General features: G+C 67.9%; 21 protein-coding genes. 14 read left to right on the forward strand and 7 right to left on the reverse strand.

Translation table 11 applies throughout. The features are described from left to right. Positions 1 to 69: 69 nt before the first annotated feature. Positions 70 to 1,245, reverse strand: coding sequence for a mandelate racemase/muconate lactonizing enzyme family protein (locus ACMGFH_RS10530; protein ID WP_415383072.1), 1,176 nt, complete (start codon positions 1,243 to 1,245; stop codon positions 70 to 72). A gap of 117 nt (positions 1,246 to 1,362) precedes the next feature. On the opposite strand from ACMGFH_RS10530, the gene ACMGFH_RS10535 reads away from it, so the two are divergent. The 9 genes from ACMGFH_RS10535 to ACMGFH_RS10575 all read left to right on the forward strand — a co-directional run bounded on the left by ACMGFH_RS10535 (position 1,363) and on the right by ACMGFH_RS10575 (position 12,051). Further along, a complete protein-coding gene (locus tag ACMGFH_RS10535; protein ID WP_415383073.1) occupies positions 1,363 to 2,124 on the forward strand; it encodes an IclR family transcriptional regulator in 762 nt (253 codons plus the stop codon). A 104-nt stretch (positions 2,125 to 2,228) separates the two neighbouring features. Next, entirely contained in the window at positions 2,229 to 3,098 is an 870-nt protein-coding gene (locus ACMGFH_RS10540; RefSeq protein WP_415383074.1) for a fumarylacetoacetate hydrolase family protein, read from the forward strand. Between the two features lie 155 nt (positions 3,099 to 3,253). Continuing rightward, positions 3,254 to 4,750 carry an alpha-N-arabinofuranosidase gene (locus ACMGFH_RS10545; RefSeq protein WP_415383075.1) on the forward strand — a complete coding sequence of 499 codons (1,497 nt, stop codon included), beginning with the start codon at positions 3,254 to 3,256 and terminating at the stop codon, positions 4,748 to 4,750. Between the two features lie 879 nt (positions 4,751 to 5,629). Beyond that, the gene (locus ACMGFH_RS10550; protein WP_415383076.1) at positions 5,630 to 7,489 is read left to right on the forward strand and encodes an ABC transporter substrate-binding protein; all 1,860 of its coding nucleotides are present in this window, start codon (positions 5,630 to 5,632) and stop codon (positions 7,487 to 7,489) included. A gap of 75 nt (positions 7,490 to 7,564) precedes the next feature. Further along, positions 7,565 to 8,575, forward strand: a complete 1,011-nt coding sequence (locus ACMGFH_RS10555; protein ID WP_415383077.1) for an ABC transporter permease — start codon at positions 7,565 to 7,567, stop codon at positions 8,573 to 8,575. Position 8,576: 1 nt separating this feature from the next. Further along, positions 8,577 to 9,566, forward strand: coding sequence for an ABC transporter permease (locus tag ACMGFH_RS10560; RefSeq protein ID WP_415383078.1), 990 nt, complete (start codon positions 8,577 to 8,579; stop codon positions 9,564 to 9,566). A gap of 2 nt (positions 9,567 to 9,568) precedes the next feature. Next, positions 9,569 to 10,618, forward strand: coding sequence for an ABC transporter ATP-binding protein (locus tag ACMGFH_RS10565; RefSeq protein ID WP_415383079.1), 1,050 nt, complete (start codon positions 9,569 to 9,571; stop codon positions 10,616 to 10,618). After that, complete coding sequence (locus ACMGFH_RS10570; protein WP_415383080.1) at positions 10,611 to 11,717, forward strand: oligopeptide/dipeptide ABC transporter ATP-binding protein; 1,107 nt, start codon at positions 10,611 to 10,613, stop codon at positions 11,715 to 11,717. The genes ACMGFH_RS10565 and ACMGFH_RS10570 overlap by 8 nt, the downstream gene beginning before the upstream one ends. A 121-nt stretch (positions 11,718 to 11,838) precedes the next feature. Then, entirely contained in the window at positions 11,839 to 12,051 is a 213-nt protein-coding gene (locus tag ACMGFH_RS10575; protein ID WP_415383081.1) for a hypothetical protein, read from the forward strand. A gap of 230 nt (positions 12,052 to 12,281) precedes the next feature. On the opposite strand, the gene ACMGFH_RS10580 is transcribed toward ACMGFH_RS10575, so the two are convergent. The 3 genes from ACMGFH_RS10580 to ACMGFH_RS10590 form a co-directional block, all read right to left on the reverse strand. Next, a complete protein-coding gene (locus ACMGFH_RS10580; protein ID WP_415383082.1) occupies positions 12,282 to 14,834 on the reverse strand; it encodes an alpha-L-arabinofuranosidase in 2,553 nt (850 codons plus the stop codon). A gap of 626 nt (positions 14,835 to 15,460) precedes the next feature. Next, entirely contained in the window at positions 15,461 to 16,255 is a 795-nt protein-coding gene (locus ACMGFH_RS10585) for an IclR family transcriptional regulator (protein WP_415383083.1), read from the reverse strand. 49 nt (positions 16,256 to 16,304) lie between these two features. Beyond that, positions 16,305 to 17,396, reverse strand: a complete 1,092-nt coding sequence (locus ACMGFH_RS10590; RefSeq protein WP_415383084.1) for a Gfo/Idh/MocA family protein — start codon at positions 17,394 to 17,396, stop codon at positions 16,305 to 16,307. 218 nt (positions 17,397 to 17,614) lie between these two features. On the opposite strand from ACMGFH_RS10590, the gene ACMGFH_RS10595 reads away from it, so the two are divergent. Further along, positions 17,615 to 18,046 (forward strand): NUDIX domain-containing protein, encoded by a 432-nt coding sequence (locus tag ACMGFH_RS10595; RefSeq protein WP_415383085.1) that lies wholly within the window; start codon positions 17,615 to 17,617, stop codon positions 18,044 to 18,046. Positions 18,047 to 18,092: 46 nt separating this feature from the next. Here ACMGFH_RS10595 and ACMGFH_RS10600 read toward each other — a convergent pair whose 3' ends face one another. The 3 genes from ACMGFH_RS10600 to ACMGFH_RS10610 form a co-directional block, all read right to left on the reverse strand. Continuing rightward, the gene (locus ACMGFH_RS10600; RefSeq protein ID WP_415383086.1) at positions 18,093 to 18,707 is read right to left on the reverse strand and encodes an ArsR/SmtB family transcription factor; all 615 of its coding nucleotides are present in this window, start codon (positions 18,705 to 18,707) and stop codon (positions 18,093 to 18,095) included. Continuing rightward, entirely contained in the window at positions 18,704 to 20,200 is a 1,497-nt protein-coding gene (locus ACMGFH_RS10605; protein ID WP_415383088.1) for a S8 family serine peptidase, read from the reverse strand. The genes ACMGFH_RS10600 and ACMGFH_RS10605 overlap by 4 nt, the downstream gene beginning before the upstream one ends. Positions 20,201 to 20,274: 74 nt before the next feature. After that, a complete protein-coding gene (locus ACMGFH_RS10610) occupies positions 20,275 to 21,504 on the reverse strand; it encodes an ABC transporter substrate-binding protein (protein WP_415383090.1) in 1,230 nt (409 codons plus the stop codon). A 104-nt stretch (positions 21,505 to 21,608) separates the two neighbouring features. Here ACMGFH_RS10610 and ACMGFH_RS10615 point away from each other — a divergent pair, with 104 nt between their 5' ends. From ACMGFH_RS10615 to ACMGFH_RS10630, 4 genes are all read left to right on the forward strand, one after another. Continuing rightward, on the forward strand, positions 21,609 to 22,832 hold the full coding sequence (locus ACMGFH_RS10615) for a hypothetical protein (protein WP_415383091.1): 1,224 nt from the start codon (positions 21,609 to 21,611) through the stop codon (positions 22,830 to 22,832). A gap of 132 nt (positions 22,833 to 22,964) precedes the next feature. Continuing rightward, on the forward strand, positions 22,965 to 23,912 hold the full coding sequence (locus ACMGFH_RS10620; RefSeq protein WP_415383092.1) for an ATP-binding cassette domain-containing protein: 948 nt from the start codon (positions 22,965 to 22,967) through the stop codon (positions 23,910 to 23,912). Beyond that, positions 23,909 to 24,772 carry an ABC transporter permease gene (locus ACMGFH_RS10625; RefSeq protein ID WP_415383093.1) on the forward strand — a complete coding sequence of 288 codons (864 nt, stop codon included), beginning with the start codon at positions 23,909 to 23,911 and terminating at the stop codon, positions 24,770 to 24,772. Before ACMGFH_RS10620 ends, ACMGFH_RS10625 begins: the two co-directional genes overlap by 4 nt. A 5-nt stretch (positions 24,773 to 24,777) precedes the next feature. After that, positions 24,778 to 25,323: a hypothetical protein gene (locus tag ACMGFH_RS10630; RefSeq protein ID WP_415383094.1), complete on the forward strand. Its 546-nt coding sequence runs from the start codon at positions 24,778 to 24,780 to the stop codon at positions 25,321 to 25,323. The last annotated feature ends 42 nt before the right edge of the window (positions 25,324 to 25,365 follow it).

The following is a 25,365-nucleotide window of genomic DNA, read 5'->3' on the forward strand; positions in this document are numbered from 1 at the left end:
TTTCCGCGGTTTTCTACGGTTCCGCGGTGGGACAGACGATGTATCCAGTTTCGAAGGCGGAACGGCGGCTCAGCGCAGTTCGTCGGCGCGCTTCTCCCAGTCCTCTTCCCAGAGGTCGATGGTGTGGACCGAGTCCTCGGTGTACTCGTGCTCCTCGACGACGTCCATGTCGAGTTCGATACCGAAGCCGGGGCCCTCGGGCACCTGAACGTAGCCGTCCTCGACCTCCAGCGGATCCACGAGCAGCTCGTCGACCCAGTCCTCGTCGTAGGTCTGGAACATCTCCTGGATGCGGAAGTTCGGGATCGAGGTGCAGAAGTGCGAGTAGATGGCGCCGGCGACCGGCCCCTGCGGGTTGTGCGGAGCGATGTCGACGTGGTCGGCCTCCGCGAGGCCCGCGATCTTCTTGCCCTCGGTGATCCCACCGGTGTTCATCAGGTCCGGCTGGAACACGTCGATGTCCGTCCGGGTGACGAGCTCGAAGAACTCGTGTTTGGTCATGTGGCGCTCGCCGGTGACGACCGGAATCGGCGACTTGTCGGCGACCTCGGCGAGGCTGTTGATCGAGTCCGGCGGGCACGGCTCCTCGTACCAGGCCGGGTCGAACTGGTCGAGCTTGCGAGCGATGTCGACGGCCTGCGCGGCCGAGAAGCGACCGTGACACTCGATGAGCAGTTCCACGTCCGGGCCGACGGCCTCGCGGACCGCGCCCACGATATCGACGGCGTGGTTCTTCTCTTTCGTGGTCATCGACTGCCAGGCGGTCCCGAACGGGTCGAACTTCATCGCGTCGTAGCCGTCGTCGACGACGCGCTCGGCGGCTTCGGCGAAGCCCTCCGGCTCGCCGTCGGCCTCGGTGTACCAGCCGTTGGCGTAGGCGCGCAGCTCGGTCCCGTGATGGGCACCGCCCAGCAGGTCGTAGACGGGCTGGTCGAGCACCTTGCCCTTGATGTCCCAGCAGGCCATGTCGACCGCCGAGACGACGGTCGTGTTGATGACGTTCTTGGAGAACCACTCGTTGCGGTACATCTCCAGCCACAACTTCTCGGTGTCGAACGGGTCGCGGCCGATGAAGAAGTCCGACATCTCCTCGATGGCCGCCACGACCGTCCGCGGCTTGTCGTGTGTCGTCGCTTCCGCGATGCCGGTGACGCCCGCGTCCGTGTGCAGACGGACGAAGACCCACGGCTTCCACGGGTTCGCTACCAGGTGCGTCTCAACGTCGGTGATTTCTACGTCCGACATAGTTGGGTTGCTTCCGAGAGACATAATAAAGCTACCGGTGCAGGCCGAATCTGTGCGGGTCAGCCCCCGTCCGACGTTGTCGGACGATTAATGTGGATCCGGCCCCGTGATATCGGTATGCACGTCGAACGGGACCCGCCGATCAAGTCCACCGCGACGAGCCTCGACGTCATCGAGACCGTCCACGAGATGGGCGGGGCGACCCTCCCCGAAGTCGTCGAGCGCTTCGAGAAGCCCCGGAGCACGGTCCACGACCACCTGAAGACGCTCACGGAGGCCGGCTACCTCGTCAAGGACGACCGCACTTTCCGCGTCAGCGTCCGGTTTCTCAACCTCGGGGGTCGCGCACGCGCGGAGTCACAGTTCTTTCAGGTGGCCGAGGGCGAAGTGCGGCAGCTGGCCAGCGACACCGGCGAGCACGCGAACCTCATGATCGAGGAGAACGGCCGCGGTATCTTCCTCTACAAGGTCAAGGGGTCGCGGTCGGTGAACCTCGACACCTACGAGGGGATGGAGGTCGACCTGCACACGACCGCGATGGGGAAGACGATCCTCGCCTGGGTGAGCGAGGCCAAACGCGACGCCATCTTCGACGAACACGGCCTGCAACCCGTGACGAGCAGGACGATCACCGACCGCGACGAACTGGAAGAGGAGCTCGAAGCGATCCGCGAGCGCGGCTACGCGATCGACAACGAGGAGCGCGTCGAGGGCGTTCGCTGCGTCGCGGCCCCGATCGTCACCGACGACCGGGTCGTCGGCGCGGTGAGCGTCTCGGCCCCCAAGAGCCGAATGAACGGCGAACGGTTCGAGGAGACGATCCCCTCCGAGGTCCTCAGCACGGCGAACATCATCGAAGTCAACCTCCAGCACGCCTGATCCGGCGATTCCGGATGGCATTTGTGCCACGCTCCCACGACGCGGGCTCCCCCGTAAACGTCGCTAACACAATCTTTATGACTTCGAACTCACCATGAGGGACTATGCGTTACTATCGCATCGAGCGAGGGGAGTCTCCGTCGCTGATTGTCGAAGACGAGTCCGCCGCCTACGACCTCACAGCGACCGAAGCCGAACCGACGTCGTTTCTCGAACTCGCGTCAGCCGCGTCGCTGACCGACGAGACCGTCGACGACGTGGCCCGGGGACTGATCGAGGAGGCCCCGACCGTCGAACTCTCGACCGTCCGGGAGCACCTCGTCCGACCGCTCGACCCCGACGAGATCTGGGGGGCCGGCGTCACCTACGCCATCAGCCAGGAGTCCCGCGAGGACGAGGGCGGCCTCGCCGAAGCGTACCTCAACGCCTACGAGGCCGACCGGCCCGAGGTGTACTTCAAGGCGACCCCGAGTCGGACCGTCGGTCCGAACGAGACGGTCGGGATCCGCGGCGACTCCGACTGGGACGTCCCCGAGCCCGAGATGACGATCATCCTCTACGAGGACGAGATCGTCGGCTACACCGTCGGTAACGACATGTGCAGCCGCTCCATCGAGCGCGACAACCTGCTGTACCTGCCCCAGAGCAAGATCTACGCGAAGAGTTGCGCCATCGGCCCCTGCATCGCGACCGACGAGGCCATCGGCGACCCGCTCGACGTCGAGATGAACATGGAGATCATCCGCGACGGCGACACCGTCTTCGAGGACTCCACCTCGACCAGCGAGATGGTCCGGACCTGCGAGGAACTGGTCGACTACTACACCCGGTACAACGAGGTGCCCGAGTCGACCGCCCTGCTCACCGGCACGTCGATCATCCCGCCGGACGACGTCACCCTCGAGGAGGACGACGAGATCCATATCGAGATCGAGAACGTCGGCACGCTCGAGAACACCGTCGAACAGCTGTAGCCCATCGCCACGACCGCCGTTCGGTCTATCCCGGTCCGAACGGCTGACTTCCGTCTGTTCCGTTCGCGAGAGCCGTCTCAACGGCTACATCGGGCCGTTCGTCGCCGTTCGGACCGATCATTTTATACGACGGCCTCGGGATACCATACGTCTGTATGGCAAACGCCCGCGTCACCGTTCACACAGAGGCAGGTATCGACCGCATCGAGCCCGAACTCCACGGCCACTTCGCCGAGCACCTCGGACGCTGCATCTACGACGGCATCTACACGGACGACTCCGTCGACGAGGACGGCTTCCGCGAGGACGTCGTCGAACTGCTCGACGACCTGGAGATGCCGGTCCTGCGCTGGCCCGGCGGCTGTTTCGCCGACGACTACCAGTGGGAAGACGGCATCGGCCCGCAGGAGGAGCGACCCCGCCGCCGGAACCTGTTCTGGGGCCAGGGCCGCGAGATGATCCCCGAGGAGTCCAACCGCTTCGGGACCCACGAGTTCCTCGAATTCTGCGAGCGCGTCGGCACGGAGCCGTACCTCGCCGCCAACGTCGGTTCCGGCGACCCGCAGGAAGCGGCCGACTGGGTCGAGTACGTCAACTACGACGGCGACACCACGCTCGCCGACCGCCGTCGCGAGAACGGCCGCGAGGACCCCTTCGAGGTCAAGTACTGGGGCCTGGGTAACGAGAACTGGGGCTGTGGCGGCCAGATGGACCCCGAGCAGTACGCCCGGGAGTACCGCCGCTTCGCGACGTACGTCGGCACCCAGACCGCCCACATGCTCGACCACGACCTCGAACTCATCGCCTGCGGGTTCGAGGGCCACGACTGGAACCACCAGTTCATGGAGGAAGTCGGCGGCACGCCCTGGGGCGTCGACTACCCGCTCGACCACCTGACGCTGCACCACTACTACGGCCGGACGATGTCCGTCGCGGAGTCCGACGAAGACGACTACGACGAGTTCTTCCTCGAGGCGCTGGAGATGGACCACCACATCGAGCGCCTCGCCTCCGCTATCAACGCCTTCGCGTCCACGCGCGACATCGGCGTCATCATCGACGAGTGGGGCTCGTGGCACCCCGAGGCCCAGGGCGGCACCGGTCTCGAACAGCCCGGCACCGTCCTCGACGCGCTGTCGGCCGCCGCCGTGCTGGACATCTTCAACGACCACGCCGACGTCATGACGATGTCCAACATCGCTCAGACGGTCAACGTCCTGCAGTGCCTCGTCGAGACCCAGGGCGACGACGCCTTCGCGCGCCCGACCTACCGCGTCTACGACCTCTACGCCCCCCACAAGGGCAACGAGGCCGTCACCACCTCGATCGAGACGCCCACGCGCGAGGTCGACGACGAGGAGCTGCCGCTGGTCGGCGCCTCCGCCTCGGTCGACGAGGACGGCGAGGTGTACGTCACCGCGACGAACCTCGACACCCGCGCCGCCCACACCGTCGAGTTCACCGTCGAGGACGCGACCGGCGACGACGTCGACGCGCAGGTCCTCTTCGAGGGCCAGGAGCCCGACCTGGAAGTCGACGCCGACAACGCCGACGCGTTCGCCGCCGACGAGCTCGACGTGACCGTCGATAACGACGGCACCATCACCGCGGAACTCGAACCGGCGACGGTCGCCGGCATCTCCGTGGAGTGACGCCGCCGTAGACCGGGCCCGACTCCGGTCGCGTTCGCTGTCATGGATGCGTGCGGTCGGCCGCCGGTATCACGCGGCCATCTCCGTTTCTCTCTCGCCGTTGACGGTGATCACCGAACGGAACGTCGGGACACGTCTCGCCATCTCGATGGGACCAGTCAGTGGTCACCGGCCCGCCGATCCACTCGTCCTCCGCCCTCCGGACGACCCCGTGACGCACCGGACGCCCGAACGGCTCGCGACCGCTCGTCGGTCGCAGCGGGACGGTGTTCTCGGTGCGACGACGGTCCATGAGATCAGCGATACCCGGATTCGGTCGCCGTACCCGCCGGTTCCCACGGCGAGAATTGCTAGCGTTTCATCAGATTCCCTCTCGATCTCGGACCCGATCGACGCACCCAGTCGTCGGCGTCGGTCGACACGAACGCGGTCGCGGCGCCGCACGGCGAATCGAGCGAACGTTCGACCGACATATCAGGGACTGAAGTAGTACAGCCGACGAATGGATCGCCTTGCAGTCTTGCGATTATGACGCCATCTACAGGTGGTGCCAGCGAATCGCCCCTCCGCCTCACATCGCCCCTTCGCCTCACATCGCCGGGACGCTTTCACGGGCGGACTCGCCGAACGAGTGTTCGATGTCGAGCGCGGGCCAGCGGTCCGCAGGTCTGGGGTACCAGTGCGTAGAACGGCTGTCCGTGTCTGCGGAACGGAAGCGTATCGGTTCGGAACGGCCCTGGCATTTCGAACGTCCGGAGCGAACCAGACTCCGGCCCGATCGAGCGATCTGCGGGCAGATAGCGCTCTCCCGGTGAGACGAATCGCTCCATGGTCGATCATCCGAAATCCTTATATGAATCCAATTTGGAACAATAGCCCATGCCATCAGATGGCAAGCCGACAGACAGGGCAGCAGCGCGAGGGCGCCGGTTTTCGCGACGGCATATTCTCCGTGCCGGCGCGATGGGCGGTGCAGCGGCGCTCGCAGGGTGTTCGAACAACGGCGACGGCGGCGACGGCGGCGACGGGAGCGGTGACGGAGAGGATGGCGACGGTGGCGACGGAACCTCGGACGGGACTGCCGGGGGCAATTTCACGCCCGCGGACAACGCCATGACCGAGGGCGACACGGTCAACCCGACGAACTACCAGTTCAACCACCTCAATCTGAACCAGACGTTCAGCCACGCCATGCAGAACGACTGGTTCCAGCGGTACAACATCGCCAACGAGGAGATCACGCCCTACGCGTTGGAAGTCACTAGTTTCGAGGGCGAGACGGCGGAGTTGAAGGTCCGCGACGGCCTCACCTGGCACAACGGTGACCCGGGCGACCCGGTGAACGCCGACGACCTCTACGCGAAGTTCGTCACCGACACGCTCACGAACGGGACGCTGGGCAAATTCTGGACGGAGATCAACCGCTCCGGCGACAGGTCCGTCGAGCTCACCCTCGACGGGACCATCAGCCGAGAACTGTTCGACGACGGGCTGAACTACTACGCGCTGGAGACGCCCTGGCGCAGGTACAAGGACTACGTCGAGCGGTGGGAAGACGCGACGACCGGGACCGCGGCGTCGAACATCCGCACCGACCTCCGCAGCAAACGGTTCGAGGAGCCCCACGGTAACGGCCCCTTCCAGGTCACGGACATCTCCAGCAGCCGCCTCCGGATGGAGAAGTACGAGCACCACCCGGACGCCGACAACATCAACTGGGACTACTGGGACATCGAGAAGGTGTCGAGCGACACCGCCAGCGTCCTGATCGGGATGGAAGTCGACGCGTTCCGGAACTACAACCCGCCGCAGTCGGTCTTCGAGAACGTCCCCGACGCCATGGAGTCGGCGGCGCTCCCGGCGCTGTGGGGACAGTCGCTGCCGTTCAACCACAACGACGAGGACTTCGGTAACGTCCGCGTCCGGCAGGCCATCTCCGAGTTCGTCGACCGCGCGGCCTGTGCGAACAACTACGGCCGCTGGGGGCAGCCGGTCGAAGCGCCCAGCGGACTCGTCGGGAACATCAACGGTCAGAACGAGCAGTCTGACCGGTGGCGGAACAAAGTCTCCGACGAGATGGCCGACACGTTGCACCGCTACCGGAACCCCGAGCGGGGCCGACGCCTGCTCCGCGAGGAGGGCTACCAGAAGGACGACGGCACCTGGTACAAGCCCAACGGCGACGTCTTCGAGTTCTCCATCAAGGTGCCGACCTACAACGACTGGCACCCGATCTACCAGACGATCGTCGACAACCTCACCAGCGAGGGCATCGAGACGGAGATGCAGACCATCGAGGCGACGGCCTACTGGGGAGACCACTTCACGGCCAACAACTACAAGGTGGCCTCGACGGGCTGGACGCTCCAGCGGTCCAGCCCCTACTACGTCTGGGACCAGTACTACAACGTCGACGTGAACTTCCTGGGCATCGACCCGACGAGCCTGATGGCCCCGCCGGTCGGCGAACCCGACGGCGAGCTCCAGGAGTTCAACCTCAGAGAACTCCACTCGGAACTGCTCACCGCCCGCGGTGACCGCTACGCGGAGCTCACCGACAAGCTCGCCTGGATCACCAACCAGACGCTGCCGATGCTGCAGATCCACGAGATCAACGACGCGACCTGGTACCGGACGGACAACTGGGAGATCCCGCCGACGGACGACCCGGCCTACCAGGCCAAGTTCCCGCTCTGGTGGCTCCCGCGCCAGGGCAAGCTGCAGGCGAAATCGGAATAACGGCCCGATCGCCGGGCCCGAGGCGCATCGAGCGAAACAGTTATGCCATTTCATACCACCATTCTTCAATAATCGATGTACGTTGCCAAACGAGTGGGACAGGCGTTCATAACGTTCGTGGCCGTCGTCACGGTCACCTTCGCCCTGGTGCGGTCGATCCCGGGTGGGCCCGCAGACTTCTTCAGGGCGCAGGTGATGCGAAGTGGCGGTTCCGACCAGATCAGCATGCGCGAGCTCAACAATCTGGTCGAATCGTACACGAACATCGACCCGTCGACGCCGCTTCACGTTCAGTACTACAACTACGTCACGAGCGTCCTCCAGGGGGATCTGGGACAGTCGATCCAGTACGGGCGGCCGGTCGCGGACATCCTCATCGAGGTAACGCCGTGGACCGTCTTCCTCCTCTCGATATCGATCCTGCTGACGTTCGCTATCGGGATCGTCCTGGGAGCGGTCATGGCCTACCTCGAGGGAACCCGGTTCGACGTCTCCTCGACGATCACCTCGATGTTCCTGAACTCCGTGCCGTACTACATCGCCGCGATCTTCCTGGTCTACATCGTCTCCATCCAGTGGGGATGGCTCCCGCAGTCCGGCCGACACGCGTCCGGACTCGAACCGTCCCTGACGCTCGAGTTCATCGTTAGCGTGTTGCGCCACGCGATACTCCCCATCATTTCGCTCGTCGCCACCGGGTTCGGCGGCGTCGCGATCACGATGCGGGGCAACGCGATCCAGGAGATCGGCGAGGACTACATCCGCGTCGCGCACCTGCGGGGCGTCCCCGGTCGGCGGATCGCGACCCGCTACGTCGGCCGCAACGCCGTCCTTCCCATGTACACGAACTTCATGATCTCGGTGGGATTCATGTTCGGTGGGTCGGTGATTCTCGAGGAGATCTTCGCGTACCAGGGCCTCGGTGAGGTCCTCCTGGGGGCGATCCACTTCCAGGATTACCCGCTGATGATGGGCGGGTTCCTGATGATCACCCTGGCCGTGCTCATCAGCATCCTCATCGCCGACCTGACGTACAGCAAGATCGACCCACGTATCAGCGACACCGGCTCACGGGAGGCCTACTGACATGGCGGAGAAGACCTCTTCGTTCAACCAGTCCGACGACTCCTCGACGGCCGCCGGACAGACCGCCTCGAAGGCGGAGATCTACCGCGAGTGGATCGACATCGCGATCCTGACCCCCATCAGGGTCGCCTGGGACGACTGGCGGACCCAGACCGGTTCGATCATCATCCTGTTCTACGTGCTGCTGGGTACCGTCGGCGTCGTGCTCGTCGAGGCGCCGAACCAGGGACAGGGCGACCGGTACACACAGCCCTTCCAGGACTGGTCGGTGCCGCTCGGGACGAACAATCTCGGTGAGAGCCTGCTGTCGTCGACCGTCCACGCGACGCCGCCGATGCTCCAGATGATCGCCGCCGGCGCGGTCTTCTCGACGGCCATCGCGACGGTTGTCGGCACCGTCTCCGGCTACAAGGGCGGGGCTATCGATCGCCTGCTGACGACGCTCACCGACATCGCGATGACGATCCCGGGGCTGCCGCTCATCATCCTGCTCGCTGCCGTGTTCGAGCCGACGAACCCGGCGGTCATCGGGATCCTCATCACGATCAACGCCTGGGCCGGACTGGCTCGCTCCATCCGCTCGCAGGTGCTCTCCCTTCGCGACCACTCGTACGTGGAGGCCTCGCGCATCATGGGCGCGTCGACGCGGCGGATCCTCCAGGACGATATCCTGCCGAACATCATGCCGTACGTCCTGATCAACTTCGTCAACTCCGCACGCAACGTGATCTTCGGGTCCGTCGCGCTGTACTACCTCGGGATTCTCGGCGGCGTCCACGAGAACTGGGGTATCATGCTCAACGGCGCCTACAACGACGGCGCCATCTACGCGCTCGAGTTCATCTACTGGCTGCTCATCCCGATGATCGCCATCATCGGCATCTCCTTCGGCTTCGTCCTCTTCGCACAGGGGACCGAGAAGCTCTTCAACCCGCGCATCCGCGCACGCCACGCAGAGACCGTCGAAGACGACGCGCCCTACCAAGAATGACCATGCAACAGACACACACCGCGGCAGTCTCGGACCCGATCTTCGAAGTGCGCGACATCTCCGTGTCGTTCGACATGGACCGCGGGGAGTCGCGCGTGCTCGACGAAGTCGACATCGACATCCAGCGGGGCGAGATCCTCGGCGTCGTCGGCGAGTCGGGGTCGGGCAAGTCGATGTTCGCCTCGGCCCTGCTCGACGCCGTCGTCGACCCGGGCGTCCTCACGGGCGACATCGCGTTCCACCCCGAGGACGGCGAGTCGATCGACCTGCTGGACCGCAGCGACGACGAGGACATCAAGGACATCCGCTGGCGGCAGATCGCGATGGTCTTCCAGGGCGCGATGAGCTCGTTCAATCCGACGATGTCCATCGAGGACCATTTCCGCGAGACCCTCTCTATCCACGAGTTCGACGTCGAAGAGGGCATGGAGCGGGCCCGCGAGTTGCTCTCGGACCTCTACCTCGAGGCCGACCAGGTGCTCGGCTCGTATCCCCACGAGCTGTCGGGCGGGATGAGCCAGCGGGCGCTCATCGCGCTCGCGCTCGTCCTCGAACCCGAAGTGCTCGTGATGGACGAGCCGACCGCCGCGCTCGACCTGCTCATGCAGCGCTCCATCATCGAACTGATCAAGGACATCGCCAGGGAGCGCGACCTCACGATCGTGTTCATCACGCACGACCTGCCGCTGGTGGCGAACCTCGCCGACCGACTGGCCGTGCTGTACGCCTTCGAGTTCGTCGAGGTCGGCCCCGCCGATGACGTCCTGACCGGCGCGAAACACCCCTACACGCGGGCGCTGCTGAACGCGACGCCGAACCTCGACACGCCGCGCGAGGAGATGCGCCCCATCGAGGGCGCGGCGCCGGACCCGGTGAACGTCCCCGAGGGCTGTTCGTACCACCCGCGGTGTCCGCTGGCCGACGAGACCTGCGTCCGCGAGGATCCGCCGCTGGACGGCGACGACGACGCCCACGCGGCGGCCTGTCACTACGTCGACCGGGTCCCAGACGAGGTGCCGCTGACCATCCGGGAGGTGACCATCAATGACTGACGAACCCGTCGTCTCGATGGAGAACGTCGAGGTCCACTTCGAGTCCGAGGGGTCGATCCTCCCGTTCGGCGACGATCCCGAGGTCGTCCAGGCGGTCGACGGCGTCTCACTGGACATCCCCGAGAACGACGTGGTCGCGCTGGTCGGCGAGTCCGGTTGCGGGAAGACGACGCTGGGCAAGACCGCCATCGGCACCCAGCGCCCGACCGGCGGGTCGGTGAAGTACAAGGGCCAGGACGTCTGGGAGGCCAAAGACGGCGAGGGCGACGTGGAGATCCCCTTCAAGGAGATCCGCCAGTCGCTGCAGATCATCCACCAGGACCCCGGCGCCTCGCTCAACCCGAACAAGACGGTCCAGCACTCGCTGGAGGCGCCGCTTCGCCTGCGACACCCGGACATGGACACGTTCGAGCGGCGCGAGCGCATCCACGAGATGCTCGTCCGCGTCGGGATGGAGCCGCCGGAGGACTACGCCAAGCGCTTCCCGCACCAGCTTTCGGGGGGCGAGCAACAGCGCGTCGCGCTCATCCGCGCGCTGCTGATGAATCCGGACCTCATCCTCGCGGACGAGGCGGTGTCGGCGCTCGACGTGAGCCTGCGGATCGACATGATGGACCTCATGCTCGACCTGCAGGACACCTTCGACACTTCCTTCCTGTTCATCAGCCATAACCTCTCGAACGCGAGCTACATCGCCGGCAAGTCCGACGGGCGCATCGGCATCATGTACCTCGGCGAACTCGTGGAGATCGGCCCGATCGACGAGGTGCTCGGTGACCCCCAGCACCCCTACACGAAGGCGCTGATGTGGGCGACGCCGAACCTCCACCCCGAGGCGGCCGGTCGCGGCGACTCGCCGCTCCGGAAGATCGACGTGCCGGACCCGCGCAATCCCCCGACCGGCTGTAGCTTCCACACGCGCTGTCCGGAGGCTCGCGAGGCCTGTACCGGCGAGATGCCCGACGCCGTCACCGTCGGCGACGACCACGACGTCGCCTGTTACCGCGCCTACGACGACCACGAGTACTGGTCGAGTCCGGAACTCGCCGACGACGCTCCCGAGAGTCCGGGGACAGCGGACGGTTCGACAGCGGACTAACCACCGCTAGCTGACCACGGCTCACCCGCGGACTGACCGCGGGCCTACTACGGATCGACGGCTGACGTGGTCGGTTCCCGTTTCCAGTAGTTCTTTACCCGCGACGGAGAAAGAAGCGGGCATGCACGCGAGCAAGGCTGTCTTCCGGGCGCTTCTCGCCGTCGGACTGGCACTGCTCGTGATGACCGCCGGGCTGTTCGTCCTGCAAGAGCCGGGGACCGCGGGGTACGTCATGTCGATTCTCTCCCTGGCCGTCCAGCTCGTCATGGTCCTCGTGGGCGCCGCCGGCCTCTACTACGAGTGGGACCCGTTCGCCCCGCTCATCGAGGAGTGAGCGGCGACCCCCCGACAACTGAAATCAGAGCAGTGCCGTCCGCCGTTCGGGAAGCGAGAGAAAGCTGTTAGTCGTCGCGCCCTCGTCGCCGTTCCGTTACCGTTCGTCAGTAACTGCTGTGACCGCTGTTGCCTTTGTGTCCGCTGCGGTCGTCTCCGGATCTCTTGCCGCGGTCTCCGTCGGGAACGTTGCCACCGCGGCCGTCGGCATCGTCACGGTCCCAGAGGTCATCATCGTTCGCGGTCCCGGTCGTTGCGGTCCCTGTCCCGGTCGCCGCGATCGCGGTCCCTGTCGTCGCGGTCCCGGTCCCTGTCGTCGCGGTCCCGGTCCCTGTCGTCGCGGTCTCGGTCCCGGTCGTCACGACAGCGATCCTTGCGCCCGCGTCCGTTCCCCCGACCGTCGTCATCGTCGTCGTGCCCCCTTCCGCGGTCGTCGTCGCAGTAGTTCTCGTGGTAGGGCTCGCCGTCGGGCGCGACGTCGATCCCGTGCCAGACGCCGTCGTCGTCGACGGTGTCGGGGCGCCCGCGGTCGTTGTCCACGTAGAGCCTGACGACCGCGGCGGGGTCGAGGGTCAGCGAGAGCGTCCCGTCGTCGGCGACCGTCTCCATCGACGTCTCCGCGACGTGGTTCGTCGGTTCCGCCCACGACTCGGGGAAGGCGTGTGGGAGCGGCCGCTCCTCGGCGGTCGGCCGGACCGCGACCGACTCGACGGACTTGCCCGCGTACCACTCGCCCAGGTCCAGCGTGACCTCGGCGTTCTCCCGGAGGTTCCGGTTCGTCAGGAAGACGGCCAGCTCCTTCCCGCGGCGGTTCTCCATGGCGGCCGCGTCGACGTAGGGCACGTCCTCCATGCGCCGGATGCGCGGACCGGTCTCCGGGATGGTCCGGCTGTCACCCTCGATGTCGACGTCGACGGCGTGCCACTCGGCGTTGCCCTCGAAGACCGCCGAGTACAGCGCCGTGACGGTACCCGACGGGGCCAGCGGGTTCGGGTCCGGCGGGTAGTCCTCGTTGATCGGCGGGAACATCCGCACCGGGAGCCACGTCTGGGAGGCCTCTTTGACCGTGTCGCTCTGCCGGATGAAGGCGTTGAGCATCCCCGCGATGTACGACCCGCCGGGCATCGTCTCCGGGCCGGGATAGGGGGCGCCGTCGTCGACGCCGGGGAACAGGCCGTACTCGCCGACGTTGATCCGGAAGTCGTCGACGCCCGCGTCGGCGGCCTTCTCGCTCAGATCCGCCATCAGCTGACCGAACTCCGTCGGGAACATCACGAGGATCTCGTTGTAGTCGATGGGGCCGGCGTCGTTCGCCTCGTACCAGGCGTCCCGGTCCTCCTGATTCTCGATGCCCCAGTTGTAGCGGTGCAGGTCGAAGCCGTCGAGGCGGTCGGCGGCTTCCGCGAACAGCGTCTCGTTCCACGTCGCCGGGTCGGGCGTGTTCGCCTCCTCGTATCCGGGATCCATCGCGTCGGCGTAGACGAGGATGTCGTCGTCGACATCCTTCATCGCGTCGTAGTACGTCGTGAACCCGATCCGCTCGTCGGAGCCGCTGGCGTACTCCGAGGCGTCCTGCGTCGACCCGCGCTGCCAGGGCCCCCACACCTCGTTGCCGACCTCCCAGTGCGTGATGTCGTATGGCTCCTCGCGGCCGTTCTCGACGCGGAGTTCGCCCATCTCCGTGTCCGCGTCGCCGTTGCAGTACTCGACCCAGTCGGCGGCGTCTTCGGGGAGCGTCTGGCGCTCCGACGCCCAGGCCGGCGGGTTGTCCCACCAGCCGATCGTGATCCGGGGCGTGAGATCGGCGATCTCGCAGAGTTCGAGGTACTCGTCGGTCCCGAAGTAGTTGGGGTTGATACCGCCCCAGGCGTGGTTGAACCGGACCGGCCGCTCGGATTTCGGCCCGATCCCGTCGCGCCAGTTGTACTGGCTGACGAAGTTCCCGCCCGGCCACTTCAACCAGGTCGTGTTCTGCTCGCGCATCAGCTCGACCGTGTTCGGGTTGTACTTGCCGCGGATCGCGTCGTCGGCCGCCAGGTTGATCCAGTCGAGGTCGACGTGGCCGCTCCCCTCCGCGGTGAACTCGACGGCGTACTTGCCGTAGGGCGTGTCGACGTTTCCGATCGCGCCCGCGACGTACTGGTCGCCGCTGGCCTCCGCGAGTTCGAGCGTCACCTCGTGGCGGGCCCACTCGCCGGTCACGTCGAGTTCCGTCGACGCGAGTTCGTCGCCGTCCAGCGAGGTCAGCGCGGCCCGGACCGTCTCGACGCCGTCGCCGCGGACCGACACCGAGAGGTCGTACCCGTGGGTCCGGAAGTCCGGCAGGACGATCTTCTGGGAGATGCCGCCGCGGGCCCCGTCGAGGGTGACGCGCTGGTAGTTCGTCGTCTCGACCGCCGAGACGCCGCCCTCACGGGACTCGAAGGAGACCCCCGCCTCGTCGCCGCCGACTGGTTCCCACGGGAAGGGGATCCCGCCGGCCCGTTCGATGTCGGACGCGGGATAGAACGTCCGCGGACCGAAGTAGTCGTCTTCGGAGTAGCTCCGCGGGTAGAAGGAGGGGTTCTTGACGTGCTCCGAGTAGACGCCGGGGTAGATCGTCCCCGACTCGTAGCTCTCGCAGAGCCGCCCGAACAGCCCGTCAGAGACGGGCTCGTCGGTCCGATCGCCGGCATCGATCGTGACGGTGTTGCCGACGGTCGCCCCCGTCGCGCCGGCGGCCCCCGACGCGCCGGCGGCCGTCCCGGTGGCCGCCCCCGCGACCACCGCCGCCTGCAACGCCATGAAGTTCCGTCGACTCAGTCCACCCGTGCCAGTGCTGCCGCTACGTGCGCCCCTGTGAGGGTCGCCATCACTCACCATACGGGACCCACATCAAAATCAACATACAAAAACATTCCTGAATGATTCTGACTGATCAGCGACAGATGCCGCGGTGCGGTGACTGCGCCCATCCGCACCGGTCGCTGCGGAGGGGACGTCTCGGATCACGAGAGAAAATTTTAAGTTCGAGAGTTCGAAAGCAGAAACCGGCAGGCAGACTCCGACTCACTGTCAGTTCGGCTGACCCTACGTCCCCTCGTAGGAGCACATCCCCACGCCGTGACTCGATCCCTCGAATTGCCTGCCGCACCATCTCTCTTTCCCCTCTCAGGATTTCGCCGGTTCGGACGAGCCGCCGTCACCGCGGACGGGGCAACTATCTGCCGAGTGCGAAAATAACAATTTTATTTCATAGACATGGAAATTATACTTTCGCAGATTACGTCAGAATTCGTTGCACGAATCGGCGACGGACGAGCGAGTGGCTATCCGACGGTGGGATCCCAGATCGGTGGAAGAATCCCGGTGATGGGGGCGAAGAAACGGGGGAGGAGACGCCAGGGGCGATCTGCCGGGGGAGCGCGCCCTCAGAGGGCGTCGGACCACTCGGAGTAGGTGGTGTTGAACTCGACGACGCCGACGACGTTGCGGAGTCGCGAGGGGATCTCCGAACGAAACCGCTCGTCGGTCAGTCGGTCGGCGGGGCCCGAGACGCTGATCGCGCCCAGCAGTTCCCCGGAGCGGTCCGAGATAGACGACGCGACGCAGCGGACGCCCTCGTCGCGCTCCTCGTCGTCGAAGGCCACGCCGCGCTCGCGGATCTCGGCTAGCGACTCGCGCAGTTCTTCCGGGTCGGTGATCGTGTTCGCCGTCCGACGGGGGAGCGGATTGTCGGCGAGAAGGGCGTCGAGCTGGTCCTCGGGGAGTTCCGCGAGGAACGCTTTGCCGGCGGCCGTGCAGTGGAGGTCCTCGACGGTGCCCGCGTAGGTGGGCGGGTCGTCGACGTTGTCGCCGGCCGCCTGGTAGAGGGTGATCCCGTGGCCGTCGCGCTCGACCACCAGTCGGGCCTGTTCGCCCGTCGCGTCGGCCAGCCTGTCGACGTTGGGCTTCGCGACGTGGTAGATCCGCTCCTGCGTCCGGGCCTGGGCGCCGAGCGTGAACAGTCCGAGCCCCAGTCGGTACGTGCCGTTCTCGCGGACCAGGTAGTTGTCGGCCGCGAGCGTGCTGAGGTAGTGATGGACGGTGCTCTTGGGAAGGTCGAGCGCCTCCGCGAGTTCCGTGACGCCGACGCGGTCGCGCTTGCGGACCGCTTCCAGGACGCGGAACGCCGTGGCGACCGACTTGATCTGCTCGCCTCGCGGCTGCGAGTCCCCGTCGCTCATGGACGACCCTCACGGGGCCGAGCCTTAAACCTGTATCAGCGTCGACCGCTCAGACCCAGCCGTGGTCGGTCGCCTCGTAGATGCTGTCGATCACTCGCTGGACCGCCAGCGCCTGCTGTGCGGTGCAGCGGTCGGGCGACTCGCCCGTCTCGACGGCGGCGAGGAAGGTGGCGAGTTCGTCGCGGAACGGGTCGTTGGCCGGCGGGATCAGTTCGCTGTCGACGTAGTGGTCGACCACGTCGCTGCGGACCTCGTAGAGGCGGAAATCGCGGACTTGCGTGTTCGACGGTTCGACCGACTCCAGCGGGTTCGTGATGTCCATGGAGACGCCGGCTTCGGTCCCCCGGATGTTGTACTCGTGGCACCGCCGGGCGTTGGCCGCCCACGCGACTTCGAGGTGGGCGGTTCGGCCGCCCTCGAACTCGCAGAAGGCGGTCGCGGCGTCCTCGACGTCGTACATCTTCGCCTCGTCGTCCTCGCCCCACATCTCCAGGTACGCGTAGTCAGATCGGTTGCCGAAGTCCGATTGGGCGGTGGCGATCACCTGCTCCAGTTCCGGCCAGTCGTAGAAGTCGAGGACGAGGTCGATCAGGAAACACCCGACGTCGATGAGCGCGCCGCCGCCGGCGATCTCGCGGGAGGTGTACCACGTGCCGCGACCGGGGACGCCCCGTCGGCGCATGTACCGGGCGTCGATGTGTCTGACGTCGCCGAGGCGCCCGCTCTCCACGTAGGCTTTCGCCAGCTTGCAGCGGTTCCGGAAGCGGTGGAAGTAGCCGCACATGCAGATGTTACCCGTCTCCTCGGCCGCCTCGACGATCCGTTCGGCGCTCTCCAGGTCGTGCGCCAGGGGCTTCTCGATCAGCACGTCCAGCCCGGTGTCGAACGCTTTGAGCGCCGCCGTCTCGTGGAACTTGTTCGGCGTCGAGATGATCACCGCGTCGAGGCCGGCCTCGAAGAGCGCGTCCAGCCCCTCGTACATCGTCGCGTCGTACCGGTCGAGGAACCGCTGTTTCACTCGGGGATCGAGGTCCACCGCGTGGACCGTGTGCCCGAGCTCCTGGAGGAACTGCGCGTGCGTCTCCCCGTGCTCGCCGAGCCCCACGAGCCCGATGTCCATCCGGGGGGAGTCGTCGTCCATAGCCAACCCTCCGCGCCGACGGTTGTATTAATTTTGGTCACTCCGTGAGGAAAATCCGCCCGTACACCGTCCGAAACACGTGAGAAATCGAACCGTTCCGAAGTCCTACCAGGACTGTTATCTTTATTTCTCCCCGATTCTCGTCTCCGGAGTCGAACGGCCGGCTCGGTCGGAGTCGGCGGAAACGTTGAAGGCCGTCCGAACAGCAAGCAATCACAATGGCCGAAACGTATTTCAGGGGACACGTGACGCAGCGCGGGATCGTCTTCGGTCCGCGCGGCGACGTGCTGCTGGTCACGAGCGGGCTGCGGCCGTGGACCTTTCCGGGCGGTCGGATCGAGACCGACGCGGAGCCCGAGGCCGCGCTGCGCCGGACGCTCCACGACCGGGTGGGCCTGCATACGACGGTCGAGGAACCGGTCAAGACCGTCACCGACATCTGGGGCAAGGGCGACGAACCCGTCTACGCCGTGCTCTACCGGGTGCGGGCCCGCAGTCGCAACGTCGACCTCGACGACACGCACGACGACTACTGCTGGTACACGCCGGAAGGCGCCATCGAGGAGATGCACTTCAAGTCGCTGGAGACTGCCGTCGAGCGCGCCGTCGCCAACCACCAGAGCGACGGCGCCGAAGCGGCCGACGACTGACCGGTCCGGCGACTGACTGGCCCGAGACCGGTCGGTCCGGTCGATCTCAGGCGATCTCGGTGCGCGAGTAATCGACGGCGAGGACCGCGAGACCGAACACGAGGAGGACGAGCCCGGGATCGACTGTCGCGACGGCCGTCGCGACGAGTTGTGCGACCCCGTCGACGGCCGTTCGCGCGCCGCCGGTTCCCGCGGGTTCGAGCAGCGGACTCCCCGTGGGAGTCGCCGCGACGAACCGCTCGCCGGCGTAGTGCAAGACCGCGCTGGCGGCCACCAGCCCGGCCGTCGCCCCGAGGTACTCTTCCAGCGAGCGGCGGGCGTGCTCGGTCTCCTCGGCGATGACGACGGCGCCCTGGGCGGGCGCCCAGACGGTCATCTCCTTCCCTTTCTCCGAGTAGTGGGTGCCGACGGGCTCGATGAGCGTCGCCGACTCCAGTTTCGTCAGGTGATACGAGACGGTCTGGACGGACTTCTCCGTCGCCGCCGCCAGCGCCGAGGGGGTCCGCGGCTCCTCGTGAAGCGCGCGGTAGATGCGCCGCGCCGTCTCCGAACTGAGCGCGTCGAACACCCTGTCTTCCTCCTCGCTCCCGAGTTCGACGAACCGCGGCGTCGCATCGCGGTCGTCCGTCGTGCCGTGTTTGATACGTGAAATCTTGCTCATCTGTCTCGCCTCCAGGCGACCGCGCGTCCGCGTCCTCGAACTATCGACGCGACCCCGAGTAGCGGCGCCGCGAGCAGCGCCAGCGGCGCGATGCCCGGCAGCGCACGCTCCGTCCGTACCGCCGAGTCCGACGCGACTCGCTCGACGGCCCTGCGTACGTCGAGGCGCCCGTGGCCGGCGATCGAGTCGGGCGTCTCCCGGTCGGCGCTCGCTGCCGACGATTCGAGCGCCCGCTCGACACCGCCGGGGCCGAGCGACGGGTCGGCGTCCAGTACGAGCGCCGCCGTCCCACCGGCGTACGCGGCCGCGACCGACGTTCCGGTCGCGCCCCGGCCCGGCCACTCGTTCCAGATACCCACGGGCGCGACCACGTCGACGCCGCGGCGCCCGTCTGCAGTCGGACCGCGACCGCTGTGGACCGCGACGTTACCCGTGTCGCCGTCGTACGCGCCGACCGAGAGGACTCCCCGGGCGGTCGCGGGCGCCGCGACGCTCCCGGCCGGTCGTGCCTGTTCGAGCCCGTGCGTCGTCGACTCGATCTCCAGGCGCACGTCGGACGCGGAGGCGCTCTCCGGTCCCGAATCGGTCCGGACGGTGACGTAGTACGACCCGGGGCCGACCGACGTCTCGATGCGCTCCCTCTCTGTACGGCCGGTGCGCGGGACGTCCCGCCGGACGGGTTCGGAGGTGGCGACTCGCTCGGGTCCGGCAGGCGCGTCGCGGTAGAGTTCGAGCGTCAGGTCGACGTCGTCGCCGGCCGGGTCGGTCCAGGTCACCCACAGTTCGACCGGGCCGGCGGTCGACGACCCCGACGGCGACAGCGGGACGAGCCCGTTGCGGACGCCGTCGGGGAACTCGTGGGCGCCCTCGCGGTCGGGGCGGAGCGAGCCCGCCCAGTGACCGCGCGCCTGGTTCCCGGTCGGCGCGACGACGAGGACGCCCGCGTCGCGAGCGCGCGTTGCGGCCCGCGACAGCGGCGCCGTCCCGTCGTCCGGGGCGCCCAGTCGGTTGAACTCGACGACCACGACGTCGGCCCCGCGGTCGACGAGCCACTGCATCCCGCGCACGGCCGCCTCGGGCGAGTCGGCGTTCGCGAGCAACAGGTCGGCGTCGGGCGCCGTCGCCGCGACGGTGGTCGCCGCGGCGGTGCCGTGGGCGGTGACGCCGCCGTTCCCGACGCGGTTGCCCGGTCCGAACGCGCGAGCGGCGACGACGCGATCTCGGAGCGTCGGGTGACCCGTGGCGAACCCCGTCGCGTCGAGGACGCCGACGGTGACGTTCGACCCGGTGACGCCCCGGTCGTGGGCCTCCCCCGCTCCGTCGGGGAGCGTGAGGTTGCTCCGCTCGACGGTCGGCCCGTCGTCGGCACCGATGGACCCGAGCGCGAGCCCCAGCGACGCCGAGACGGCGGCCGCCGCGAGCGCGCCCACGACCACGCCCACCGCGAGCCAGCCCAGATCGGTCAGCAGCCCGCCGTCGTCACCTCCGGCCATCGTCCCTCCTGGGGCGTCGACCGGCCCTCGCTCGGCGGCGGATTCCGGACGGCCGACCGACGCAGTCCGGCCCATCAGTCGCCATCTTCGCCCTCCTCGACCCGCTGCATCAGTCGCCGATACCTCGTCGTGGTCTCCTCGGGACCGAACAGGTGCGGCTTCAGGTGGAACTCCCCCTCGTCCGCCCAGGCGAGGAACTCCCGGACGGCCGCCGACGCGTGTTCGCCGACGGGCACCGTCGGGACCGCTCGCTCCAGTTCCCAGCGCCGGGCGGCCACCTCGGGCCGGCACAGCCAGTTCGCGTAGCGGAGGCCGGCGAGCGGCCGCTTGCTCGCGGTCGGCACCGCGGAGAAGTCGCAGTTCAGGATCGCCCCCTCCGACGGGACGACGTACTCCAGGGGCACGCCCCGCTCGAAACGCGCCTCGTACACCGCCGGGAGCGACAGCGACCCGACGACGGCGTCCTCGGCGACGAACCGCTCGACGGCGGCCGGCCGCTCGCGGTCGTCGTGCCCGTCGACGAGCTTGGGCCGCTGGCGACGCAGGACCGACTCCAGCCGGTCGAAGTCCGGGTCGCGCGGGTCCTCTCCGGCGTACAGCGCGGCGAGCTCCGGGTGTCCGTAGACGACGTCCGTGTCGACCAGCACCTCGCCCTCGTCGGCGCCCTCCCAGAGGGCGCTCCAGGAGTCCGGCGGGCGCTCGAAGTAATCGGCGTTGTACACGAGCGGCGTACACTGCGCCTCGACGGGGAGCCCGAAGACGTCGCCGTCCGTCCGGTGGACTCCGACCGAGCGGAACACGTCGAACACCCGGTCGAACGACGGCACGTCCTCCGCGGGCAGCGGGTGGAGCAGCCCGTCGTCGATCGCCGTGCGGAGGGAATCAGTCGTCGTGACGACGGTGTCGAACGACCCGTCGGGCTCGTCGCGCGCGCTCGGTTCGGTGAACAGCCCCGTGACGCGGTCGAACGCTCTGCTGAGCACTCCCGGGGGCCGCTCGCGACCGCCCAGCGAACGTGAGGGGTACCAGGCGAACGTCCGGTAGCTCCGCACCTCGATGTCGGTCCGGTCGTGAAACGCCTCACGGGCCCACGTCGACCACTGGTCGTAGTAGTCCCCGGTGACCACGGTGGCGGCGCCGGTGTCCGGCGGCCACGAATCGAGGCGCCGCGGCATCTCCGGGCTGTCACGGCTGAGCAGGTGGCCGCCGCCGACGGCCGCCGCGCCGGCAGCGACGCCGACGCTCTTCAGGACCCGTCGACGCGAGAGCGGTCGCGGGGACCGACCGCCGTCCACCTCGTCCATGCCTGCGAGGAGTCGCCGGTATCACATATAAGCTACAGAAAGTTTCGAACGGCGTCGAAGTCACCGCCGGGTTTTACTCCGGACCCCGCTCAGGTGGGGACACGATGGCGACGCCCCGCGACCGGTCCGACGCGAACGAGCGGGATCGGCAGCGAGACCGCCGTTCCGACCCCGCGGACCGCGACTCCGGGCCGGCGGGCTCCGCGCTCGCGGTCGCGCGGCGCGACCTCGCGGCGCTCCGGCGCTCGACGCTGCTGTGGGTGATCGCCGTGGTGATGGTCGCGCTGACCGTCGCGCCGGTCCACGACCTGGTCGGCAGCGACATCCTGGTACAGACACCCTACGACGTGATGACCCGGCTGCCGTCGCTCTACTACGTGACCGTCGGCGCCGCCGCGGCCGGGGTCGGCTACGCGGCGAACGGCGCCCCGCCCGCGTCCGGCCGGCTGGGGGCGCTTCGCCGCCGTGTCGAACGTGCGTGGGGAGCGACACGCCGGAACCGGACGCGCCGGACTGCGGCGGCGCTCGGAGCCGCGTCTCTCGCCGTCCTCGCCTATCTCGCGATCATGCAGTTCGGCCCGAACCCCGTCGCCCTGGCGCTCGTCGCGCTCGGTCTCACTGCGTACGTCGCGGCCGGCGTCGACCGGCACCGCGATCACGAGTCGAACCACGCGATGGCGACGGATCCCGACCCGAGCAGCCGACGGACCCGCGGCGGGCTCCCGGAACGGGGGCGGACCGCGTTCCTCGGGTTCGCGCTGAGTCGGTCGGCGGTCCTGCTCTGTCTGGTCCTGGGGGCGTATCTGCTCCAGGGAGCGCTCGTCTTCGTCGAACTCCGGGCGTTCGAACCGGCCGCCTACGCCGCGAACGCCGCGCTGCTGTCGGTGTTCACGGTGATGTGGGCGGCGATCGCCGTCGGGTTCGGCGGGCTCGCGTCGACGCCGAGGCGGGCGTTCGCCGCCACGCTCGGCCTGTACGCCCTCGCGAACCTGACCCACTTCTGGCACAACACCGTCTCGAACGTCGTCGGCGCGCTCCTCCTCGGCGACGCCTACGCCCCCCACGAACTCACCAGCCTCGAGAACCCCTACTCCGGGGACCCCTGGTGGGTGCTGTACCTGGGCTGGTTCAACCCGTTCGACGGCTTCCGGGGCGTCAGCCACTGGCTGTCCGTGAAGCTCAGTTCGGCCCACATCGTCTACGACGGCGAGGTCCACGAGGTCACTATCGGCGGGGATCCGATCCACGTGGCCTACGCCGTGGCTGTCATGCTCGCCTGGACCGCGGCGTTCCTCGCGGCCGGGTACTACGCCTCCGGCCGTCCGTAACCGATCTGAACTGTGGCTTCGGCGTCGTCTAAATATACGGTAGTAGTTAATTTCTCACCGCGTAACGTAGCTTCGAAATCCGTCTAACCTATCGGATATTTTACCGTCTATCGGGGCGATCGTCCGGACGAGATGGCAGCAATCGAAACCACCGCCCTGACGAAGGAGTACGGCGACGTGCGTGCCGTCGACGGGCTCTCGCTCACAGTCGCGGAGGGTGAGATATTCGGCTTCCTCGGCCCGAACGGCGCGGGCAAATCGACGACGATCAACATCCTGCTGGACTACGTCCGCCCGACGAGCGGCAAGGTCTCGGTGCTCGGCGTCGACCCGCAGGAGCGACCGCAGGCGGTTCGGGGGCACTTGGGCGTCCTCCCCGAAGGGTACGCCCTCTACGACCGGCTCTCCGCACGCAAACACCTCCGCTTTGCCGCCGAGATGGAAGGGGTCGACACCGACCCGGCGGCGATCCTCGACCGGGTCGGGATCGCGGACGACGCCGACCGCGCGGTCGGCGGCTTCTCGAAGGGGATGACCCAGCGCCTCGCGCTCGGGATGGCGCTCGTCGGCGAGCCCGACCTCTTGATCCTCGACGAGCCCTCCAGCGGCCTGGACCCCAACGGCGCCCGCGAAATGCGGGAGATCGTCCGCGAGGAGCGCGACCGCGGGGCGACCGTCTTCTTCTCCAGTCACGTCATGGAGCAGGTAGAGGCCGTCTGCGACCGCGTCGGCATCATGAACGACGGCGACCTCGTGGCCGTCGACACGGTCGACGGTCTCCGCGGCCGGCTCGGCACGGGATCGACGCTCGTCGTCACGGTCGATACGGTGCCCGACACGAGCGGCGTCGAAGCGATCGACGGCGTGACGGGCGTCGCCGTCCGCGGCGACGCGCTCCGCGTCTCGTGTACGGACCCGGGCGTGAAGGCGGCCGTCATCGAGCGCGTCGGCGCCGCGGGCGCGACGGTCCGCGACATCGACGTCGAGGAGGCTTCGCTCGAAGACCTCTTCACCGAGTACACGGGCGCCACCGCTCCCGGCTCCGACTCCGACGCCTCGGCGGGGGTGACCGAGGCGTGACGGCCCGGGCGCTGACGATCGCGCGGAAGGACCTGACGGACCTGGCGCGGTCGAAACTGATGTGGGTGGCGACGCTGGTCGTGCTCGCGGCGACGGTCCCCCAGACCTACGACCGGGCCACGGACTCGTGGAACGTGTTCGTCGACTCGACGCAGGACCAGCTGCTGATCCCGTTCGTCCTGTTCGCCGGCCCGGTCGCCATCGTCGCCGCGTACGCCTCGGTCGCCGGCGAGCGCGAGTCCGGGAGCCTCCGCGTCCTGCTGAGCTTCCCGACGGACCGCGGCGCCGTCCTCCTCGGCAAGGCACTGAGCCGGACCGTCCTGCTGCTGGCGCTCTCGCTCGGGACGTACCTCGTCCTCGGCGGCGTGTTGATCCAGGCCTACGGGACGCTCGACGGCGTCGAGTACCTGCTCGACGCGGGGCTGCTGGCGGCGTTCACCGTCGCGTGGGCGGGCCTCTCCGTGGGCGTCTCCGCGGCCGTGGCGACGAAGGTCAGGGCGGTCGCGGTCCTGTTCGGGCTCTACCTCGCGCTCGGCCCACTGAACCTCTGGCGGGCGACGGTGGTCCGGCTGGTCGGGACGGTCCTCGAAGGCCCCGGGTTCGACCCGTCGACGCTCCGGTCGCTCACGAACGCCGGCGGCGAGACGCCCGAGTGGTACCTGTACGTCGGGCGGCTGAACCCGATCCAGGCCACGCTGGCCGCCAACGAGTGGACCAGTCACGCCCTGACGCCGTCGGTCTGGTCGACCGGCCCCGCCACCCTGGCGCACAACGCCTTCGGCGTCGCCGCCGTCCTCGCGTGGGGCGTCGTCCCCCTGGCGATCGGTCACTGGCGCTTCGGGCGCGCCGATCTGGGGTGATCACCATGCGCGAAGGAACTTCCAAACAGCTGGCGCTGGTCGCGCTCGGCGTGGTCCTGCTCGCCGCGGCCGCCGTCGTCCCCGTCGACGCCGTCCGCTGGCACGACACGTCGGCCGACCAACCGCACTTCGCGGCGGGCAACGCGACCGAACTGCGCGGCGAGGGCTACGATATCGTCGCCTACGAGAACCTCTCCGACCGGGGCAAGGAGCTGTACGTCGCGACGCTGGAGAGCGGCGGCGAGTACCGCGTCCCCGCCGGCGAGGGCGCCGAGGACTTCGCGTACCCGTCGCGAGCTGACGTGATCGAAGACGCGAACCACTCCGGTCTCGACGCCCAGGCCGCGATGCACGTCGCCATCGAGCGCCCGAACGGGAGCGCCGACATCCCCGCGGCCGACGAGCCGGTGGACGACGCCCGGTACGACGTCGTGCTGACGAAGACCGCCCCACCGCCGCTGCTCACGGGTGCCCGTGCCCCGCAGGTCCTGCTCGCGCTGGCGGGACTCGCGGCGCTCGGCTACGGCGGGTCGCGGCTCGCGACGCTGTGAGGGCGAACGACGACCGGACGCCACCGGCCGGAGTACTCAAGG

Origin of the sequence: Halosimplex rarum (genome assembly GCF_047715405.1) — an archaeon.
GTDB lineage: Archaea > Halobacteriota > Halobacteria > Halobacteriales > Haloarculaceae > Halosimplex > Halosimplex rarum.

Excerpts from the sequence above, each read along its gene's own strand:
- ACMGFH_RS10530 (WP_415383072.1), bottom strand. The coding sequence starts at position 1,245 with ATGTCGGACGTAGAAATCACCGACGTTGAGACGCACCTGGTAGCGAAC.
- ACMGFH_RS10535 (WP_415383073.1), top strand. The coding sequence starts at position 1,363 with ATGCACGTCGAACGGGACCCGCCGATCAAGTCCACCGCGACGAGCCTC.
- ACMGFH_RS10540 (WP_415383074.1), top strand. The coding sequence starts at position 2,229 with ATGCGTTACTATCGCATCGAGCGAGGGGAGTCTCCGTCGCTGATTGTC.
- ACMGFH_RS10545 (WP_415383075.1), top strand. The coding sequence starts at position 3,254 with ATGGCAAACGCCCGCGTCACCGTTCACACAGAGGCAGGTATCGACCGC.
- ACMGFH_RS10550 (WP_415383076.1), top strand. The coding sequence starts at position 5,630 with ATGCCATCAGATGGCAAGCCGACAGACAGGGCAGCAGCGCGAGGGCGC.
- ACMGFH_RS10555 (WP_415383077.1), top strand. The coding sequence starts at position 7,565 with ATGTACGTTGCCAAACGAGTGGGACAGGCGTTCATAACGTTCGTGGCC.
- ACMGFH_RS10560 (WP_415383078.1), top strand. The coding sequence starts at position 8,577 with ATGGCGGAGAAGACCTCTTCGTTCAACCAGTCCGACGACTCCTCGACG.
- ACMGFH_RS10565 (WP_415383079.1), top strand. The coding sequence starts at position 9,569 with ATGCAACAGACACACACCGCGGCAGTCTCGGACCCGATCTTCGAAGTG.
- ACMGFH_RS10570 (WP_415383080.1), top strand. The coding sequence starts at position 10,611 with ATGACTGACGAACCCGTCGTCTCGATGGAGAACGTCGAGGTCCACTTC.
- ACMGFH_RS10575 (WP_415383081.1), top strand. The coding sequence starts at position 11,839 with ATGCACGCGAGCAAGGCTGTCTTCCGGGCGCTTCTCGCCGTCGGACTG.
- ACMGFH_RS10580 (WP_415383082.1), bottom strand. The coding sequence starts at position 14,834 with ATGGCGTTGCAGGCGGCGGTGGTCGCGGGGGCGGCCACCGGGACGGCC.
- ACMGFH_RS10585 (WP_415383083.1), bottom strand. The coding sequence starts at position 16,255 with ATGAGCGACGGGGACTCGCAGCCGCGAGGCGAGCAGATCAAGTCGGTC.
- ACMGFH_RS10590 (WP_415383084.1), bottom strand. The coding sequence starts at position 17,396 with ATGGACGACGACTCCCCCCGGATGGACATCGGGCTCGTGGGGCTCGGC.
- ACMGFH_RS10595 (WP_415383085.1), top strand. The coding sequence starts at position 17,615 with ATGGCCGAAACGTATTTCAGGGGACACGTGACGCAGCGCGGGATCGTC.
- ACMGFH_RS10600 (WP_415383086.1), bottom strand. The coding sequence starts at position 18,707 with ATGAGCAAGATTTCACGTATCAAACACGGCACGACGGACGACCGCGAT.
- ACMGFH_RS10605 (WP_415383088.1), bottom strand. The coding sequence starts at position 20,200 with ATGGCCGGAGGTGACGACGGCGGGCTGCTGACCGATCTGGGCTGGCTC.
- ACMGFH_RS10610 (WP_415383090.1), bottom strand. The coding sequence starts at position 21,504 with ATGGACGAGGTGGACGGCGGTCGGTCCCCGCGACCGCTCTCGCGTCGA.
- ACMGFH_RS10615 (WP_415383091.1), top strand. The coding sequence starts at position 21,609 with ATGGCGACGCCCCGCGACCGGTCCGACGCGAACGAGCGGGATCGGCAG.
- ACMGFH_RS10620 (WP_415383092.1), top strand. The coding sequence starts at position 22,965 with ATGGCAGCAATCGAAACCACCGCCCTGACGAAGGAGTACGGCGACGTG.
- ACMGFH_RS10630 (WP_415383094.1), top strand. The coding sequence starts at position 24,778 with ATGCGCGAAGGAACTTCCAAACAGCTGGCGCTGGTCGCGCTCGGCGTG.